General features: G+C 59.1%; 14 protein-coding genes. 4 read left to right on the top strand and 10 right to left on the bottom strand.

What is annotated here, in order from left to right; genetic code table 11:
* Positions 1-40 precede the first annotated feature (40 nt).
* On the top strand, positions 41-1,312 hold the full coding sequence (gene purD, locus EO133_RS09165; RefSeq protein WP_127072424.1) for a phosphoribosylamine--glycine ligase: 1,272 nt from the start codon (positions 41-43) through the stop codon (positions 1,310-1,312).
* Between the two features lie 111 nt (positions 1,313-1,423).
* Complete coding sequence (locus EO133_RS09160; protein ID WP_164734951.1) at positions 1,424-2,287, top strand: patatin-like phospholipase family protein; 864 nt, start codon at positions 1,424-1,426, stop codon at positions 2,285-2,287.
* On the opposite strand, the gene EO133_RS09155 is transcribed toward EO133_RS09160, so the two are convergent.
* A complete protein-coding gene (locus EO133_RS09155) occupies positions 2,259-2,708 on the bottom strand; it encodes a nucleoside deaminase (protein WP_244640831.1) in 450 nt (149 codons plus the stop codon). The genes EO133_RS09160 and EO133_RS09155 overlap by 29 nt on opposite strands.
* A gap of 97 nt (positions 2,709-2,805) precedes the next feature.
* Here EO133_RS09155 and mutL point away from each other — a divergent pair, with 97 nt between their 5' ends.
* Positions 2,806-4,635 (top strand): DNA mismatch repair endonuclease MutL, encoded by a 1,830-nt coding sequence (gene mutL / locus EO133_RS09150; protein WP_127072346.1) that lies wholly within the window; start codon positions 2,806-2,808, stop codon positions 4,633-4,635.
* On the opposite strand, the gene rsmD is transcribed toward mutL, so the two are convergent.
* From rsmD to EO133_RS09110, 8 genes are all read right to left on the bottom strand, one after another.
* On the bottom strand, positions 4,632-5,186 hold the full coding sequence (rsmD, locus tag EO133_RS09145; protein ID WP_127072345.1) for a 16S rRNA (guanine(966)-N(2))-methyltransferase RsmD: 555 nt from the start codon (positions 5,184-5,186) through the stop codon (positions 4,632-4,634). The genes mutL and rsmD overlap by 4 nt on opposite strands.
* 3 nt (positions 5,187-5,189) lie before the next feature.
* Positions 5,190-6,773: a pseudouridine synthase gene (locus EO133_RS09140; protein WP_127072344.1), complete on the bottom strand. Its 1,584-nt coding sequence runs from the start codon at positions 6,771-6,773 to the stop codon at positions 5,190-5,192.
* 94 nt (positions 6,774-6,867) lie between these two features.
* Positions 6,868-7,488, bottom strand: coding sequence for a hypothetical protein (locus tag EO133_RS09135; RefSeq protein ID WP_127072343.1), 621 nt, complete (start codon positions 7,486-7,488; stop codon positions 6,868-6,870).
* A gap of 172 nt (positions 7,489-7,660) precedes the next feature.
* Positions 7,661-8,152: a signal peptidase II gene (gene lspA, locus EO133_RS09130; RefSeq protein ID WP_127072342.1), complete on the bottom strand. Its 492-nt coding sequence runs from the start codon at positions 8,150-8,152 to the stop codon at positions 7,661-7,663.
* Positions 8,149-11,151, bottom strand: a complete 3,003-nt coding sequence (gene ileS, locus EO133_RS09125; protein WP_127072341.1) for an isoleucine--tRNA ligase — start codon at positions 11,149-11,151, stop codon at positions 8,149-8,151. Before ileS ends, lspA begins: the two co-directional genes overlap by 4 nt.
* 76 nt (positions 11,152-11,227) lie before the next feature.
* Positions 11,228-12,214: a bifunctional riboflavin kinase/FAD synthetase gene (locus tag EO133_RS09120; protein WP_127072340.1), complete on the bottom strand. Its 987-nt coding sequence runs from the start codon at positions 12,212-12,214 to the stop codon at positions 11,228-11,230.
* Positions 12,215-12,296: 82 nt separating this feature from the next.
* Positions 12,297-13,160, bottom strand: coding sequence for a TIGR01459 family HAD-type hydrolase (locus EO133_RS09115; protein WP_127072339.1), 864 nt, complete (start codon positions 13,158-13,160; stop codon positions 12,297-12,299).
* 73 nt (positions 13,161-13,233) lie between these two features.
* The gene (locus tag EO133_RS09110; RefSeq protein ID WP_127072338.1) at positions 13,234-14,412 is read right to left on the bottom strand and encodes an EAL domain-containing protein; all 1,179 of its coding nucleotides are present in this window, start codon (positions 14,410-14,412) and stop codon (positions 13,234-13,236) included.
* A 233-nt stretch (positions 14,413-14,645) separates the two neighbouring features.
* Between EO133_RS09110 and EO133_RS09105 the strand changes: the two genes are divergently transcribed.
* The gene (locus tag EO133_RS09105; RefSeq protein WP_127072337.1) at positions 14,646-16,067 is read left to right on the top strand and encodes a sigma-54-dependent transcriptional regulator; all 1,422 of its coding nucleotides are present in this window, start codon (positions 14,646-14,648) and stop codon (positions 16,065-16,067) included.
* A 45-nt stretch (positions 16,068-16,112) separates the two neighbouring features.
* Here the strand turns inward: EO133_RS09105 and EO133_RS09100 are convergent, their stop codons facing one another.
* Entirely contained in the window at positions 16,113-17,651 is a 1,539-nt protein-coding gene (locus EO133_RS09100) for a glycosyltransferase family 39 protein (protein ID WP_127072336.1), read from the bottom strand.
* Positions 17,652-17,662: the final 11 nt, after the last annotated feature.

Raw genomic sequence — 17,662 nt, 5'->3', positions numbered from 1 at the left:
CATGATAGAGGGGCGCCAACGCACAGAACGGGGATGGACAATGCGGGTATTGCTGATCGGATCGGGTGGACGTGAACATGCTCTGGCGTGGGCGATGTCGCGCTCGCAGCGCTTGACCAAGCTGTTCGTGGCACCGGGCAATGGCGGCACGGCGAAGCTTGCGGAAAATCGCGATCTCGATATTGCCGATCATGGGGCTGTCGTTACGTTCTGCCAGTCCGAGCGGATCGATCTTGTGGTTGTCGGTCCTGAGGCGCCGCTGGTTGCCGGGCTGTCCGACGATCTGCGACAGGCGGGCATCACCGTTTTTGGCCCCTCAAAAATCGCAGCCCAGCTTGAAGGCTCAAAGGCCTTCACCAAGGCGCTTTGCGACGAAATGGGCATTCCTACCGCAGCCTATGCCAAGTTCGATGCAATCGAACCTGCTCTTGCCTATCTCGACAAGGTTGGTGCGCCCATCGTGATCAAGGCCGATGGGCTCGCCGCTGGCAAGGGCGTGACGGTTGCCGAAACGCTCGAAGCGGCCATTGCTGCGGTCAAGGATTGCTTTGAGGGGGCGTTCGGTGCTGCGGGGGCAGAAGTGGTTATCGAAGAATGCCTTGTTGGCGAGGAAGCGAGCCTTTTTGCCGTTTGCGATGGCGAACACATTGTGCTGTTGCCGTCGGCTCAGGATCATAAGCGGGTTGGCGATGGGGATACCGGGCCCAATACAGGCGGTATGGGCGCCTATGCCCCTGCTCCGGTGATGACCGATGCGCTTGTCGAACGCTCGCTGCGTGAGATCATAGCGCCAGCCATCAAGGGCATGGCTGCGCGCGGGACGCCGTTTTCCGGCGTTCTGTTTGCAGGTCTGATGATTACCGCCGATGGCCCCAAACTTATTGAGTTCAATACAAGGTTCGGCGACCCTGAATGCCAGGTGCTGATGATGCTGCTTGAAAGCGATGTGCTGGACCTGCTGGAAGCGGCCAGCACCGGCACGCTGGGTCAGATCACTCCGCGTTGGCGCGAGGAGGTGGCGCTCACCGTTGTGCTTGCAGCCAAGGGTTATCCCGGCAGTTATGAAAAGGGTAGCGTCATCGCGGGATGCGACACGCTGAACAGCGAAACCGTTCAGGTTTTTCACGCCGGGACAACGCGTGAGAACGCAGTGGTAAAAGCCAATGGCGGGCGCGTACTCAATGTTACCGCCCGCGGTGAAACCGTGGCCGAAGCGCAAGAACGCGCATACAAGGCCGTGGATGCCATCGATTGGCCCGAGGGATTCTGCCGCCGCGATATTGGCTGGCGCGCAATTGCGCGGGAAAGCTAACGGCGCGAGGGACTCGTGCTATCACGTTTTGCCCCTGCCACATTTCCTCAATTGCTTCTCAACCTTCTTGAGGCATAGTATGGGCCTTAAAGTTGAAGGCAGGGCTTGCCCGTGGGCACGATCAACGATCCGCGTATTGGAATAGCTTTGGGCGGCGGTTCAGCACGCGGGCTGGCGCATATCCCTTTCATCGAAGCCATGGACGAAATGGGCGTTAGACCCAGCGCCATCGCGGGAACGTCTATTGGCGCGCTGATCGGCTCTGGTTGGGCCGCCGGGATTGCGGGTCGCGATATTCGCGAATTGGCCTATGAACGGCTCGGCTCGATGAACGGGTTGTTCGGGCGGCTGTTCTCTCTCCAAATGCGATCAGTCAAGCAGGTGCTTCGCGAGGGGCTATCGATTCAACTCGATGCGGAGCGCGTTTTCGAGGCCTTTACCCCAGCCGACATGCCCAAGCGGTTTTCCGAGCTCAAGATTCCCTTCACATCGGTTGCGACAGACTTCAAATCCTGGCATCAGGTGAGTTTTCACGAGGGCCTTATAAAGCCTGCAGTAGCTGGATCGCTAGCGATTCCTTCACTCTTTAAGCCGGTGCATTATCACGACACGCTGCTGGTCGACGGCGGCGTGGTCAATCCGCTGCCGCTCGATGCGGCCGCTGCCGACAGCGATATTCTGATTGGTATCGATGTGAACGGCGATCCGCAGGACTGGCCTTTGGGCCGGGTCCCTTCCGCGCTTGATATCGGGCTGGGCTCGGCACAGATCATGATGCGGGCGCTGACATCGCATATGATTTCCGCCTATCCGCCGCATCTCTATTTCAGGCCGTTCCTGAAGTCCTTTGGCGCCTATGAATATTGGCGGGTGCGCGAGATCGTCAAAGCAGGCGACCGGGAAAAAGATCGGTTCAAGCGCGAGCTTTCGGCCAAGATCGAGACGTTCATCTCCGCTCAGCGAAAAATTTCCTAAGCATCTGAGCCGCCTTCTCTTCCGCGATGCCTCCGACGACTTCAGGCGCGTGGTGGCAGGTCGGCTGAGAAAAAAAACGCACCCCATTATCGATTGCGCCGCCCTTTGGGTCCTCGGCGCCATAATAGACCCTCCGCAACCGCGTGTGGGCGATTGCGCCTGCGCACATGGTGCAAGGCTCCAGCGTCACATAGAGATCGCATTGCGCCAGTCGCCCGCTGCCGATCTTTGCCAGCGCTGCGCGAATGGCCAACATTTCAGCATGTGCCGTGGGATCGCCGCTTGCGCGCATACGGTTTCGATCGGCGGCAACCAATGCCCCGTCGCGCACAATCACAGCACCCACGGGCACTTCGCCTGCCAAAGCGGCCTGCTCGGCCAGGGCAAATGCCATTTCCATGGGTTTGAAGCCGGTATTCATGTAGCGGTTCCGTTTTGAGCATTGGATCAAGACCCGATGCGGGGTGCAATAGGCGTATGGGCGACGTAAACTGGCCGCAAAGGAGAATCACAAACTTATGGTCATCCGGCAACTTCCAGACGATTTGGTCAACAAGATTGCTGCGGGCGAGGTGGTGGAACGCCCTGCTTCTGTAGTCAAGGAGCTTGTTGAGAACGCTCTGGATGCAGGCGCGAAGCGCATTGCCATCGCCACGGCGGCTGGTGGAAAGTCGCTTATCCGCATCGAAGATGACGGCCATGGAATGGACGAGGACGATTTGCGTCTCTCAGTGCAGCGGCACGCAACCTCCAAGCTCGCCGACGATGGGCTGGATGACATCCGGACGCTTGGTTTTCGGGGCGAGGCACTGGCTTCAATCGGCTCGGTCTCGGACCTCTCGATTGCCTCGCGCAGGGAAGATGGGCCAAGCGGCATGATCCTTACGGTCAAGCGCGGCCAGATCGATGGCCCGCGGCCTCACCCGATGAACCGGGGCACGATAGTGGAGGTCAAAAGCCTCTTTGCGGCCATCCCGGCGCGGCTGAAATTTCTCAAGTCCGACCGGGCGGAAGCCAACGCTATTACCGATGTGGTCAAGCGCCTCGCCATGGCGCATCGCAATGTGCATTTCGTTCTAACCGGCTCAGACCGGCAGACGCTCAATTGGCCGGCGCAAAGCGGCGAGACAGCGGTTCAGTCACGGCTGGCGCAGATCATCGGCACCGATTTCCCCCAAAACGCACAAGAGATTGCCTTTTCGCGGGGCGGTATTGTCGTTGGCGGGCTGGCCGGACTACCAACCTACAGTCGTGCCAATACGCTTAACCAGTACTATTTCGTCAACGGACGATCGGTCCGCGACAAGGTGCTGCTGGGCGCAGTGCGTGCGGCCTATGCCGACTTCCTGCACCGGGACAGATTTCCGGTGCTCGCGCTCTTTGTGGCAATCGACCCGGCGGAGGTCGACGTCAACGTGCATCCAGCCAAGGCGGAACTGCGGTTTCGCGATCCAGGCGCCGTGCGCGGCACGGTGATCCGGGCGATATCCGAGGCGCTGGCGGCGGCAGGCTTCCGAGCCTCTTCGTCAGTGGCACAATCGGCGCTTTCCAGCTTTTCCGTGCCGCAGTCGCGGGGTGAACCGGCAACGACTGCTACCGGTTTTGCTGCGCCACAGACCGAGCCCTTGCAGTATGGCGGCGACACTCCAGCCACGCGATCATATGCAGCGCCGCAGCCCAGCCATCGGCAGTATTTTGAACAGTTCGACGCACCCAGCGCGCGGATGGAAGACGTTTCGCCGCAACCGGAAAGTGCCAATGGACTGGACTATCCGCTTGGCGTGGCGCGCGCGCAGGTTTTTGAGAACTACATCGTGGCACAAAACGGCGATGCGCTGGTTCTTATCGATCAACACGCGGCCCACGAACGGCTTGTCTATGAGCGCTTCCGCAACCAATTGCGTTCTGGCCCCATCGCCAGCCAACGGCAATTGATTCCGGTCGTCATCGAATTGCCCGAAGAAGATTGCGGACGGCTGGAGGATGCCGCAGAAGTCCTTGCGCGGCTTGGCCTATATCTTGAACGATTTGGCCCGCGTGCGGTCGCGGTCAATGAAACGCCGGCGCTGTTGGGGCAGACCGACATCGAAGGGTTGATCCGCGACCTTGCGGACGGGCTTGCCGAATGGGACAGCGTTGCAATTATCGAGGAGCGGCTCGACGCCATCATCGCCCGGATGGCCTGCCACGGCTCGGTACGCTCCGGGCGCAGGCTTCGCGCCGACGAAATGAATGCGCTCTTGCGCGATATGGAAGCAACGCCCCATTCGGGCCAGTGCATTCATGGACGCCCAACCTATATCGAACTCAAGAAGGATGATCTCGAACGGCTGTTCGGACGACGCTAAACGGCTTCCAGCAGTGTAATTGTCGTATCGCCGTAGTCTCGCTGATTGACGATTTCGGTGCCTTGGGGCGCGGCGATTTCTGCGCCCTTTTGCTCTTCAAGCACAATGAGCGCGCCGGGCGCGATCCAGCCACCAGCAAGCGCGCTGGCAATGGCCTTTTCTCCCAGCCCCTTGCCATAAGGCGGATCAGCGAAAACAAGATTGGCCGGGCGAATGCGCTCAACAGGCCCCAAATCTGTTGCGTCGCGCCGCAAGAGTTTGACCTGCCCAGCGACGCCGAATTCCTGAATATGCCCCCGGATCAGCCCACGCGCCTCGATACCTGTATCCACGAAAACGCAATGCTCTGCCCCACGCGAAAGGGCCTCCAGCCCCAACGCACCTGTGCCCGCAAAAAGGTCCAGCACATGAATGCCATCGAGATTAGGCCCCAACCGTGAGCCGATAATCGAAAACACTGCCTCGCGTACGCGATCCGCCGTGGGGCGAATCTCGTCACTTTTTGGCGTTTCGAGCTGCTTGCCGCGAAACTTTCCGGCAACGATGCGCATGGTTTAGCTGCCCTTGCGACCGCGCGGCCCGCCTGACGGGCGACCACCGGATGGACGACCGCCACCAGGCTTGCCTCCGCGTGGGCCACCGGCGGGTTTATCACCCCCAGGCCTACCACCCCGCGGACCTCCGGACGGCTTCCCCCCGGGGCGAGCGCCTCCGGGACCGGCAAAGCTCCTACCACCGGGCTTGCCGCCGGGCCGCGATGATGGCTTTGGACCATCGAAGGCTCGGCCATCACGTGGCCTTTCCGACCGTTCGCCGAAAGGCTTGCCGCCATCCCGGCGCGCGGGACGACCAGCGGAAGCCGATTGCTCGCCGGTGCCTCGAGGACCGGTGCCATAAGGCTTTTTGCCGCCTGCACGCGCAGGGCGATCGCCAAAGCGCTTGTCTTCGGTACGCGGACCATCCTTGCGGAATGGTCTGTCTCCATCCTGCCGTGGTTTCCGCGGTCCGCCATCGCCACGTTTGGCAAAGCCTTCACCGGACGTCTTGCGGGAAGGCTTGTCGCCTTCGGCGCGTGGTTTCCGCGGCCCGTCGTCATACCGCTTCTTGAAGCCAGATCCGTCGGACGGGCGTTCACCACGGCCGGAACGATCATCGTCACGCTTGCCGCGCTTGAAATCCGGCTTTTCGACAAAGGTTTGCGAGGGACGACCATCGTCGAAATGGACTGTCCGCTCCCGCCCCTGCGGCTCCTCACGGCGCTTGAAATCAGGCCGTTTGCGCAAGCCGCCATATCTGTCGCGCTCCGTCGGTCGATCATCGCGCTCCGGCGTCCGGCGGCGCGGTGCGTTGCCCGTTTCAGGAACCGGGCCATCGAAATCGGCACCGGCGCTTTCAGCCAGGCGTTTACCAAGCTGATCCTTCAAAACCCGGTCCTTGACCTTTTCGACCGCTCCGACCGGGAGGTCGCCAAGTTGAAACGGGCCATAAGACAACCGGATCAACCGGTTCACTTCGAGCCCGAGGCTTCCTAAAACGTTGCGCACTTCACGGTTCTTGCCTTCACGCAAAGACATGGAAACCCAAACATTGGCACCCGCCGTGCTGTCGAGCGTTGCTTCGATGGGACCGTATTCCACACCGTCAACCACTGTGCCATTGGCCAGCGAATCGAGTTGCTCTTGCGTCACCTTGCCGAACGCCCGAACGCGGTAGCGCCGCACCCAGCCGGTCGATGGCAATTCCAACGTGCGCTTGAGCCCGCCGTCATTGGTGAGAATCAGCAGCCCTTCTGTATTGAAGTCCAGGCGCCCGACAGTGAGAACGCGCGGCAATCCGAGCCGCTCGAAAGCCTCAAAAACCGTGGGGCGGCCTTCGGGGTCCTTTTCGGTGACCATCAGGCCAGCGGGTTTGTGATATAGCCAAGCCTGTGTTGCCTCGCGCTGGGCAATCGGCTTGCCGTCGACAACGATCTTATCGGTCGGCACCACGTTGAAGGCCGGGGTTTTGACCGGGCTGCCATTGACCGCGACGCGACCCTGGGTGATCCAGCTTTCGGCATCCCGCCGGGAGCATACGCCAGCGCGAGCAATAACTTTTGCAAGCCGTTCGCCCGATGGCGCCTGTAGTTTATCGCTCATGGGGAGCGTTCTCTTTCGTTATCTGTAATCAAAATGAAGCGAGGCCCCATTTGCCGAGGCCCCGCTCCTGAAACGTTCAATGCGCCTGAGCCTGTCAGTTAGCGCCCAACTGAGCACGCACTTCGGGCGGACAGCTTGGATCCGAGATCGAAACCAGATCGCCATTGGGCGCAAGGCAGACGAGACTCTGATTGCCGACACGCGCGAAATAGTCTTCCGGCGGCAGATAGATATTGCGTTCTGTCATGCCCTGAGCGCGGCGATATGCTGCCATGCGCGCGGCGAGCTGGCGGGTTTCCGCGTCAGTGAGCGGGCGACCAGAGGCCACTCCGGAGCCAACGACACGCCCCTGTTGCAGCAGGCGAAGGTCGGCATCGGTCAAGCCCGTCGGGTCAACAACAACCCTGCTGGAATCTTGTGGCAGGCTCGCGGTGCGCTGCTGTGGCGGCGGCGGCACCGCTCCGGACGCCGGTACGACCAAGGGGCCACGCTCTGCCACCAGAGGATCCCTGGTTTCCTGATCGATGATCCCAACGCCCGAAAGCGTTGAGCGCAGAACCTCGCGCTCGAAGGTCATCGGATCGGATAGGGCATTGGTGCCTTCGATCGTCGTGCAGGCTGCCAGCCCAAGCGACATGCCGGCAAGCATGGCAAAGGCGCCCAGACGCCGCAAAATGCGGTTCGGACGATCACTGGAGGAGGATGAAATATTCATATAGCGCCTCTGAATGCCCAATCGTGGTTTGGCCCTTTGCAAAAAGGTCCGACCTAATCCGTTGTTATAAAGCGCATTTTCTTGGCCCTCGCAAAAGCATTTGCGTGAGGCCGCGCCCGATTTTCCGGCTTTATAGCCCATTGGTTGGCCTATGACCAGAATTTGACGGAATTCAGGATGGATTCGTTTTCGTTTTTCGGGGCCAGAAGACATCGAATATCAGCAATGCGACGCCAAGGCTGATCGCGATGTCGGCAATGTTGAAAATGTAAAACGACCAAGTGCCGGCATAGAAATGAAAAAAGTCCGCAACCGCCGTATAGACAACCCGATCCACCGCGTTGGAAAGCGCGCCGCCGATGGCCAGCGCGATGCCTAGACGTGTGAGCAGCGAGTCATCCTTCCACCACCACACAGCCAGTGCGATCATGGCAATTGCCATGATCACCAAAAGGACTTCAGGTGCCATACCGCCCAAAAGGCCGTAAGATATTCCGGTGTTCCACACCAGAACGTAATCGAAGAATGGCAGGACGGGGATAACCTCCCCGCCCGTCCAGCCGATCATATCGACCTGAATATATTTATGAACCCGGTCCACGACGAATGCTGCCAGCAGCAAAATCACGCTCCAGCGCACCGATGCCTTAGCCCAAAACTTCATGCGGTCATCCCGGCGGCAATGCGCTCACGCATCGCCTGGGCATCGCGCGGAGTCAGATCGGGATATTCGGCATCAGCGCCGACATCCTTTGTCACTTTCCACGAACGGGCGCAGCGGGTGCCTTCGGCCCTTGCAAAGCCCACGGCAACACCAGGCACATCATCGAGCGTGAAGGCATTCGCATTAACGGACTCGACCTTGCGCAGATCGATACCGGAGGTGATGCAGAGATCGGCAAAGGGCTGATCCTTGACCGCTTCATAGAGTGCAGCATCGGAAATCTCGACGACGGGCGCCGCTTCAAGCGAGGACCCGATGACCTTGTTCTTGCGCTCGATCTCCAGAGCCCCGGTAACGACGCGACGCACGGCCCGGATTTTCTGCCATTTTTCCGCCAGCGCGTCGTTGCGCCATTTGGCCGGCAGATCAGGGAAAATGCGCGCATGAACCGAAGAACCATCGACCGGATTGCGCTCAAGCCAGACCTCTTCCATCGTGAACACGAGAATCGGCGCCAACCACGCCGTGAGGCATGAATAAAGCTGGTCAAGAACCGTCAGCGCAGACTTGCGCGTGTTCGACGAGATCGGATCGCAATAAAGCGCATCCTTGCGGATGTCGAAATAGAAGGCCGACAATTCCAGGTTCATGAAATTGCCGACCAGCGAAACGACCCGCTTGTAATCGTAGGTCTTGTAGGCCGCGCGCACCTGTTCATCGAGCACCGAAAGCCGGTGCAGGATCAGCTTTTCCAACTCAGGCATATCTGTGTAACCGACAGCCTCTTCGGCCTTGTAATGGGCAAGATTGCCCAAGAGCCAACGGAAGGAATTGCGGATCTTGCGATAGCTTTCAACGGTATTGGCGAGGATCTCATCGCCGATGCGGTGATCTTCCGCATAGTCGATGGTTGCCGCCCAAAGGCGCAGGATATCGGCACCGAACTTCTTGATGATGTCCTGCGGGGCGATGGTGTTGCCCAGCGACTTGCTCATCTTGTAGCCGTTCTTGTCCATGGTGAAACCATGGGTCAGAACCGACTCATAGGGCGCATGACCGTTTGTCGCGCAGCTTTCGAGCAGTGAGGAATGGAACCAGCCGCGATGCTGGTCCGAGCCTTCCAGATACATAGAAGCCGGGAATTTAAGGTCTGGCCATTTCTGCTCATTGCGCAGCACGAAGGAATGGGTGGCCCCGGAATCGAACCACACATCGAGAATGTCGGTGACCTGCTCCCAATTGTCATGGTCGGACACATCATTACCCAAGAACCGCGCCTTGGCGCCTTCGGCAAACCATGCGTCCGAGCCTTCGTCCTCGAAGGCTTGCGCGATACGCTGGCTGACCGCTTCGTTGACGAGGATTTCGCCAGTGTCCTTGTTGACGAAAACCGTGATCGGCACACCCCAGGCGCGCTGACGCGAAAGCACCCAATCGGGACGATCGGCAATCATGGCACGCAGGCGGTTCTGCCCTGCAGCGGGATAGAACTTTGTCGCATCGATTGCGTTAAGCGCACGAGCGCGCAGCGTATCGCCCGCAGCGCTAAAGTCGCGGTCCATATAGACGAACCATTGCGGCGTATTGCGGAAGATGATCGGCTTTTTCGAGCGCCAGGAATGGGGATACTGGTGCTTCAGGCGTCCGCGCGCAAAGAGCTTATCGGCATCGATCAAAGCCTTAATAACGCGATTGTTGGCGTCGCCCTTCTTGCCCTTGTCATCGATGATCCGCGCAGGCCCACCTTCGGCGTCTGGCCCGAAGCCCGGCGCATCCTTGGTGTAAAAACCGGCGTCATCGACGGTAAAGGGGATCGTTGTATCAATGCCCTTGGCCGCGATGTCTCGCCCCTTGGCCATCCAGATATCAAAGTCGTCCGCGCCGTGGCCAGGTGCGGTATGGACAAAGCCCGTACCCGCATCGTCGGTGACGTGATCGCCGTCGAGGAGAGGAACGAGGAAGTCGTATCCACCGCCAACGCCGCGAAGGGGATGGTGCAATGTCATCGATGCAAGTTCGTTGGCACTGACGTCGCCAAGCCGAGTGAATGTCAGCTTGGCCTTGGTCGCACTTTCTTCGGCGAGATTGTCGGCAAAGATCAGCTTCTCACCGGGCTGGGGTCCGAAATCGTTCTCCGCCGTTGTGACTTCATACAGGCCGTAGCCGATGCGCGACGAAAACGAGACCGCGCGGTTGCCGGGTATGGTCCAAGGGGTTGTGGTCCAGATGACCACAGAAGCGCCCGCCAGTCGCTGTTGAGCAGAAGATTTCTCGCTACCGTCGCCCCATGTGGGAGAAGGTCCAACGCCCAATACTGGAAACTTCACCCAGATCGCATCGGACTCATAATCCTGATACTCGATCTCGGCTTCCGCCAGCGCAGTGCGCTCGACAACCGACCACATGACCGGTTTGGACCCGCGATAAAGCTGACCGGAGGCGGCCACCTTCATCAGTTCGCGCGCGATCTGGGCTTCGGCGTCGAAACTCATGGTGAGATAAGGATTGTCCCAATCGCCCATCACGCCGAGGCGCTTGAATTCCTCGCGCTGCACATCGATCCAGTGCTCGGCAAATGTCCGGCACTCGGCGCGGAATTCGTTGATCGGCACTTCGTCCTTGTTCTTGCCCTTGGCCCGATACTGCTCTTCGATCTTCCATTCGATGGGCAGACCGTGGCAATCCCAGCCCGGCACATAGGCCGAATTATAGCCCAGCATCTGCATCGAGCGGGAAACGAGATCCTTGAGCGTCTTGTTGAGCGCATGGCCGATATGGATATTGCCATTGGCATATGGCGGGCCATCGTGAAGCGTGAATTTGGGCTTGTCGCGACTTTCCTCGCGCAGCTTTTTGTAAAGGTCCATATCCTCCCAGCGCTTGAGCCATTCGGGCTCGCGCTGTGGCAGACCGGCCCGCATGGGAAATTCGGTCTGGGGCAGGAACAGGGTCTTGGAATAGTCGCGCTCGGTCGTCGCGCCTGGTGCAGTTTCGGTCATTACAACTCGCACAATGATCTTGAAATGTCGTCAGTTGGCACCGCTTTTAACAGCGGATGCCGATGGATGCCAGCGGCTAAGCTGAGACAAAGCCCAGTGCGGCGTCCAGCTTCGAGAGCGGGCGCGCCTGGGCGGTGATAATTCGCGCCTGGGTGCTGTCATGATCCATTTGCGCAATCAGCCCGTCCAATCCGTTAAATGTCATCTGGCCACGGATGAAGCCCAAAAGTGCAACTTCCAGCTCCTGACCGTAGATGTCCCGGTCGAAATCGAAGATGAAAGTCTCAAAGGGCGGCTTCGTGTTATCGAACATCGGCTTGCCATAGGCCGCTACGCCGTCGAAAACCACGCCGTCAAGCCGGGCTTTCACCGCGTAAACGCCCTGCGCAAGCCCGCAGGTTTCCGGCACCGCAAAATTGGCTGTCGGGTAGCCCAGTTCGCGACCGCGTTGATCGCCCCTTACCACGGTGCCTTTGAAGAAATGATGGTAGCCCAAAAGCGCATTGGCGCCAGCGACATCGCCTGCTTCAAGTGCAGCCCGAACGCGCGAGGAAGAAACCGGCTCCGCACCCTCATCGAGCATGTCCACGACCTCGACAGCGAAACCGCGCGCCTGGCCCTGCTCCTTGAGAAAACCGGGCGTCCCTGCCCTGCCCTTGCCGAAATGGAAATCTCCCCCGACAACAACCGCGGAGACATCGAGCGCATCGATCAGATAGCGCGCAACAAAATCGGGAGCCTCGACGCCCGCCAGGTCGCGGGAAAATTCCATGACGGCAATACCGTCAAAGCCAAGCGCCTTTACAAGCTCCGCCTTGGCGTCGCCGTCCGTCAGCCTGTAGAGCATGGGTTTGGGCGCAAAGACATCGCGCGGGTGAGGCTCAAAGGTCAGCACGACACACGGTACGCTGTTTTCCTCGGCCAGCTTCCGTGCCGCGGCAAAGACATGCTGATGCCCGCGGTGGCAGCCGTCAAAATTGCCAATAGCGACAATGGCGCCTTTGAGCGCGTCAGGCACGGCACCAAGGCCACCTATCCGGACGAAGTCTGGTTTGGCATTCATGAGCGACAAATACATGCAATCGTGAGGACTTTATCGAGCGCGGAAACTGCCCTTTTGAGCCGCTGAATGCAAGTACCGGTTTTCACCACTTGAGCTTTGGCATGTAGCCAGCCATCCGCGCACGGCTTACCGAAACGAAATCGGCAACTCGCTTTGGGTCAGGATCGTTAAAGGCGTCCAGTTCTTCGGCATGGATCGATCCGGTAACAAACAGCAGGTCGATGCCAAATTGGGCAGCACCAACCGCATCGGTGCGTACCGAGTCGCCAATAGCGAGAATGCCCGAGCGGTCCACAGTATAGCCGAGCGCCGCATCGAGCAGGCTCTTGGCTTCCTCATATATCGGATTGAATGGCTTGCCGGCCATCATCACCCGGCCACCAATATCCTCATAGGCGTCCGCCAAGGCCCCGCCGCAATAGATAATGCGGTCCCCCTCTTCCACCACCTTGTCTGGATTGGCGCAGATAAGCGGCAAATCGCGCGCCAGCCATTGAGCCATCCGGTCACGATAGTCATCGGGCGTATCGTCGTCGGTATCGAGATCCGTAACGGCGATGGCGCTGGCCTCTTCCACCGTTCCAAGCGTCAGGTCGAGTCCTTCAAACAAGACGTCATCAATTAAAGGACCGACCCGATGCACAACCTTGCCGCGATAACCTTCGAGCAGGGTGCGCGTTGCGTCCCCCGATGTCACGATGGCATCGTAGGCTTCGCGACTGACTCCAATTACATCGAGTTGCGCCATGATTGCGTCGCGCGGGCGCGGCGCATTGGTGATCAGCACCACGCGTCCTCCGGCACGACGATAGGCAACAAGCGCATCTACAGCGTCCTGATGCGGGGACACGCCATTATGAACGACGCCCCAGACATCGGAAAGAATGCCCTTATAGGACCGAGCCAGCGCGGAAAGGCCAGAAAGCGGGCCGGATGGGGCAGTCATATACAGTCCTTTAGTCTCTGGGCATAATCGAGCTGCCAGCGATGCAAGTTGCAGGCGCCATTGTTCCTGCGGATCAGCGCGCGGCCCGCTTGGGCATTTCTTCTTTCTCGTCTTCACGCAGATCATGGCGGATCGGGCCGACCTTGGCTATGCCGGGGCCTTGCGCCAAACCGATACCGTCATCTAGCAGCGCAAGGATTTGCTGGTCGTTGCGAACCTGTTCCATGCAAAGGGCGATGCCGAAGCGCTTCACATAATCGTTGATGTCTGCGGAATGGAAGTCGGACAGTTTCGCCGGACTTTCAAGGAATGTCGTGGCATTGGCAGAGATCATCTTGACGCCGCGCGCGGAGAGCTTGGCAAAATCGAGCCGTAGCGATTGCGCATCGCGAATGGCGATGCCCACGCCCTGCTCAACGATCCGATCGAGCGCAGCACCACGCTTGGTATCGAGTTCATCCCAATCCTGATATTCAAGCGCAAACATCAAATCGGGGCAGACCGCCCGATTTGCGGCAAGCAATGTCAGCAATTGATCCACAGCCACTGCGTTGTCCAGAGACGTAGCGGTCAGCGGCACGAGCATATGCACCGGATCCTGGATCGTGCGTGCGCGGCGAACAATGGCGATGGCCTGTTCCGCGCATATCCGGTCGACGCGCCGTACAACGGTTGCGCCATCCTTGTTGCGATAGGGCATATAGTCGGGGGGATCGGCCAGTTTGCCGTCGTCGAGCCGCAGGCGCGGTATCATCTCGAAAGCGTAAAGTTTGCGCTGGGGCAACGTGACGATCGACTGGGTGTGGTGAACAAGCTGCCCACCTTCAATTAGGCGGCGCACATCCGCCAAGGCAACGGTGGGCGCTTTTGGTCCTTCGGACGCTTCTGGCTTTTTGGGCGAAGTGGTACCGTCATCCTTTGATGCGGTAGCCGCGTGCGCATTTTCCAGATCGGATACAGCTTCGGCGACCTGACGGGTAACAGTTCCAAGAACCGAAATATCTGCTTCGAGGACATCAAGGCGCGAACCGAGGTCCAGATCGACCAATGCCTTGACGCGCTGGCTCAGCAATTGCCCTGCCTGTGCGTCCGTGCTCAACAGCCGCCCAAGCTCCTGAATGCCTTTTTCAAGGCGCGATTCGGCTCGGTGGCGGAGGGTGCGCTCATGAAAGAAAATGCCGGCCAGAATCACCATAAGCCCAAGCAAACCGGCCTCTATCGGGGTAAATGCAAGGGCAAAATATGCAGCCACTCCAAGCCCCAGGCCCGAGAGAGCAACAAATAGATAGACCAGACCCTGCACGCCAGTATTACCCCTATGGAATCGCCGCTATGACCGCATTGCTTCTAGCATTGCCCGGCCGAAAGCAAAAGCGCGCGGACGCCTAAACAGTGCATTTGCCAACGGTTTGTTTACCCTAATAGTTCGATAGTGGGGAAAGACAAGATCAATTGCCTTTGCACCGGCCGGGAGATAGCTGCCTGATGCAATCCGGACACCAATCCGTCGCAGATGTGACCATTTTGCTGATTGAAAGCAATGCGGCAGCATCGCGCCAGACCGAAGCCGCGCTGACAGCCTATTGGGGCGATGCCCTGCGCCTGTTGCGTTGCGCGTCCGGTCGCGATGCGATTCCGGTTATTCGCTCGGGCGTCGCCGACGTTATTTTGGCAGATCTATCTACGGTTTGCGATCTGGGCCAAAGCTCGGAGGCCGCATTTTCCCGTCTCGCGCAGATGGCGCGCTCAGCGTTGGTTATCGCCCTTTCCGACGGGGATTCAGTCTCCGCCGCCGTCGAGGCGTTACGCGCGGGCGCACATGATTTTCTTGCCAAGCCAGTGGCTGGCGCGGCGCTTGCCGCGCGGCTCGAAGAACTGGGCCGCAGGCATGGCAAAGCCAGAGCGCTAGGTTGCGAAGCGGCAGTCGTCGGCGCCGCAAACGACTTTGAGGGCTTTGTTGGTAAGTCTCCGCAAATGCGGGCGATTTACGATCAGATCACACGCATAGCACCTTCCAACGCGCCGGTGTTTATCACAGGTGAGAGCGGAACCGGAAAAGAAGTCAGCGCCGAGGCGCTGCACAAGCGCTCGCCGCGTGCGGAAAGGCCCTTTATTGCCATTAACGCCGCAGCGATCCCGCGCGAGTTGATGGAGAGCGAATTGTTCGGCGCGGCGCGCGGCGCCTATACCGGTGCGATGGTCGAACGGCACGGCGCAATTGAAGCCGCAAATGGCGGAACGCTGTTCCTCGATGAAATCGGCGAGATGGATTTATCCTTACAATCCAAACTCTTGCGATTCCTGCAAACCGGAACGATCACGCGGATTGGAGAGTCGAGTTCGCGCGCTGTGGATGTCAGAATCGTCTGCGCGACCAATCGCAATCCCATGCAATTGGTGAGCGAAAAGAAGTTCCGCGAAGACCTTTTCTACAGGTTGCATGTGCTGCCGATTCACCTGCCGCCGCTGCGGCAGCGGCCGGGCGATGTCATGCCTTTGGCTCTCAACTTCCTCGAGCGGTTTGCGCAAGAAGAAGGCAAGGATTTCAATGGCTTTGACCCTGACGTTGCCGATCTTTTCGTTGCGCGCGAATGGCCGGGCAACGTGCGGCAACTGCAAAATCTCGTGCGCCGGATTGTTGTGATGTTCGATGGCGGGCTGGTCAACGCGACAATGGCCAATGCCGCCGATATCGAGTCGCGCGCCGAAATTGCGAGCGGGAGAAAGCCCAGAAGTTCCGGGCCTTCCGGCGTTGTCTTGCCCATGTGGCAGCAGGAACAGCGCATTATCGAGGAAGCGCTTGATGCTTATGGCGGCAATATCGCAAAAGCGGCCGCGGCGCTGGAAATCAGCCCCTCAACCATCTATCGCAAAAGGCTGGGCTGGGAACGTCAGGGCGCGGCTTAGAGCCATTTTGCCAAAAGCCCACGCTCTGGATAACTCTTGCGGCGATTATGGCCGATCTAGCGCAAACGCCGTCGCGAAAAACAGCTCGATTCCATCCAGTTCGATAACGCCATTACGCTCGATGGCAATTGACTCCAGATACTCGACATTACCGAACATTTCCGTCAATTGATCGGCGACGCGATCAGCATCTCCGGTCTGGGCAATCACATATGCATTCCAGCCCAGATGATCTTCGGGGATGAAATTATATTCAAGATTGCGGACATCGGTACCGATGCAGGCAAGCGGTGCGCGGCCGGCGACCTGGGTGTCGATATAGCCGCAATCGATCCAGTTGACGCCCATGATGAAGGTCTCGGGCTGATCGAACGCCTCGCGGGCTTCCAAAGCCTCACCAAGTTCGGTCCACGGCAATTGCAGCGCCGTGGGATCTTCCCAATCGCCGGGAAAGACAGCCCGTGCCCATCCGGTCGCGGCGTGCGATACCAATAGCGTCAGAATGGTAAGCGTGACGGCAGCTGTGGTCCAGAGCCAGATGCGAATGGCGCGGCTGTTTTTCTGCGCGGCCCATGCCCCCAGCAGGATAAAGAGCATCATGTAGCCCGGCGCCTGCCAGTGGAAATGAAACTCAGTATCGGACCAAAGGGCAACGAGCGTGAAAAAGACAATAGGCGGCCAGCCGACATAGGAAAAGAAAGCGGCAGCACCGGAAACGCTTCCCGTTGGGTATTGGCCGCGCGGCCCCGCGGCAAGCGCACGCGCGCCGATGTAGAGCGCGGGAATGGCCAGCCACGGCACCATATAGAGCAACTGTCCCCAGATCATGCGCAAGAGACCATCCCAGCGCAGGCCTGATTCGCCAAGCGCCCGGCCGCCCTGGAAATTAAAGGACGCCCAATCGTTTTGTGCGTTCCAGATCAGGACCGGCGAAAAAACAATCAGAGCAATTGCGAGGGCCAGCCATGGCGCACGATGAAACAGCCAGCGGCGATTGATCGAATTGAAGAGCAGGAACAGCCCAGTCCCCGCGACGAGGAAAATCGCGTGATATTTTGACAGGAATGTCAGGCCAAGCAGAAGGCCAGCGATGGACCAATAGAGATATGGCCTTCGGCCGCCGTTATGGAAAAACAGTTCGACAAGCACCCAAACGGTGGCGAGCCAGAACAGGATCATCGGAGCGTCAGGCTGGGTCCATGAACCGATCGAGAGCGAGAACAAGACGCAGGCGTTGACGATCAACACGGCGTAAAACCCTGCAAGATCGGAATGGGTACGGCGCCCGATCATAAAGATCAGCCAGCTTGAGACCGCAAACATAGCGATGAACGGCAGGCGGATGACCAGCACATTTTCGCTGCCGGTCAGTTGCATGGTTGCCCAGATCACCCAAAGCGAAACCGGCGGCTGATCGAAATAGCTCAAGTGCAGTTCGCGCGCCGAAGCCAGGTAATAGGCTTCCCCCGTACCCCAGCCGATCACCGCTGCGCCAACGGCACGTAGGATGAAGGTGACACCGATCAGGATCAGCGTGGCCTGTGCCGGGGTGAACGGCCCGATGCGAGTCAACAGGTTATTCATGGAAAAGTCCG

Origin of the sequence: Pelagibacterium lentulum (assembly GCF_003992625.1) — a bacterium.
Classification (GTDB): Bacteria; Pseudomonadota; Alphaproteobacteria; order Rhizobiales; family Devosiaceae; genus Pelagibacterium; species Pelagibacterium lentulum.
Note: the sequence above shows the minus strand (reverse complement) of the source record. Positions and strands in the feature narration are given on the sequence as shown.

Bases quoted from the DNA above. Each gene is read 5' to 3' on its own strand.
- EO133_RS09120 (WP_127072340.1), bottom strand. From the start codon at position 12,214: ATGAATGCCAAACCAGACTTCGTCCGGATAGGTGGCCTTGGTGCCGTG.
- EO133_RS09105 (WP_127072337.1), top strand. From the start codon at position 14,646: ATGCAATCCGGACACCAATCCGTCGCAGATGTGACCATTTTGCTGATT.
- purD (WP_127072424.1), top strand. From the start codon at position 41: ATGCGGGTATTGCTGATCGGATCGGGTGGACGTGAACATGCTCTGGCG.
- EO133_RS09135 (WP_127072343.1), bottom strand. From the start codon at position 7,488: ATGAATATTTCATCCTCCTCCAGTGATCGTCCGAACCGCATTTTGCGG.
- EO133_RS09100 (WP_127072336.1), bottom strand. From the start codon at position 17,651: ATGAATAACCTGTTGACTCGCATCGGGCCGTTCACCCCGGCACAGGCC.
- rsmD (WP_127072345.1), bottom strand. From the start codon at position 5,186: ATGCGCATCGTTGCCGGAAAGTTTCGCGGCAAGCAGCTCGAAACGCCA.
- EO133_RS09115 (WP_127072339.1), bottom strand. From the start codon at position 13,160: ATGACTGCCCCATCCGGCCCGCTTTCTGGCCTTTCCGCGCTGGCTCGG.
- mutL (WP_127072346.1), top strand. From the start codon at position 2,806: ATGGTCATCCGGCAACTTCCAGACGATTTGGTCAACAAGATTGCTGCG.
- EO133_RS09140 (WP_127072344.1), bottom strand. From the start codon at position 6,773: ATGAGCGATAAACTACAGGCGCCATCGGGCGAACGGCTTGCAAAAGTT.
- lspA (WP_127072342.1), bottom strand. From the start codon at position 8,152: ATGAAGTTTTGGGCTAAGGCATCGGTGCGCTGGAGCGTGATTTTGCTG.
- EO133_RS09155 (WP_244640831.1), bottom strand. From the start codon at position 2,708: ATGAATACCGGCTTCAAACCCATGGAAATGGCATTTGCCCTGGCCGAG.
- ileS (WP_127072341.1), bottom strand. From the start codon at position 11,151: ATGACCGAAACTGCACCAGGCGCGACGACCGAGCGCGACTATTCCAAG.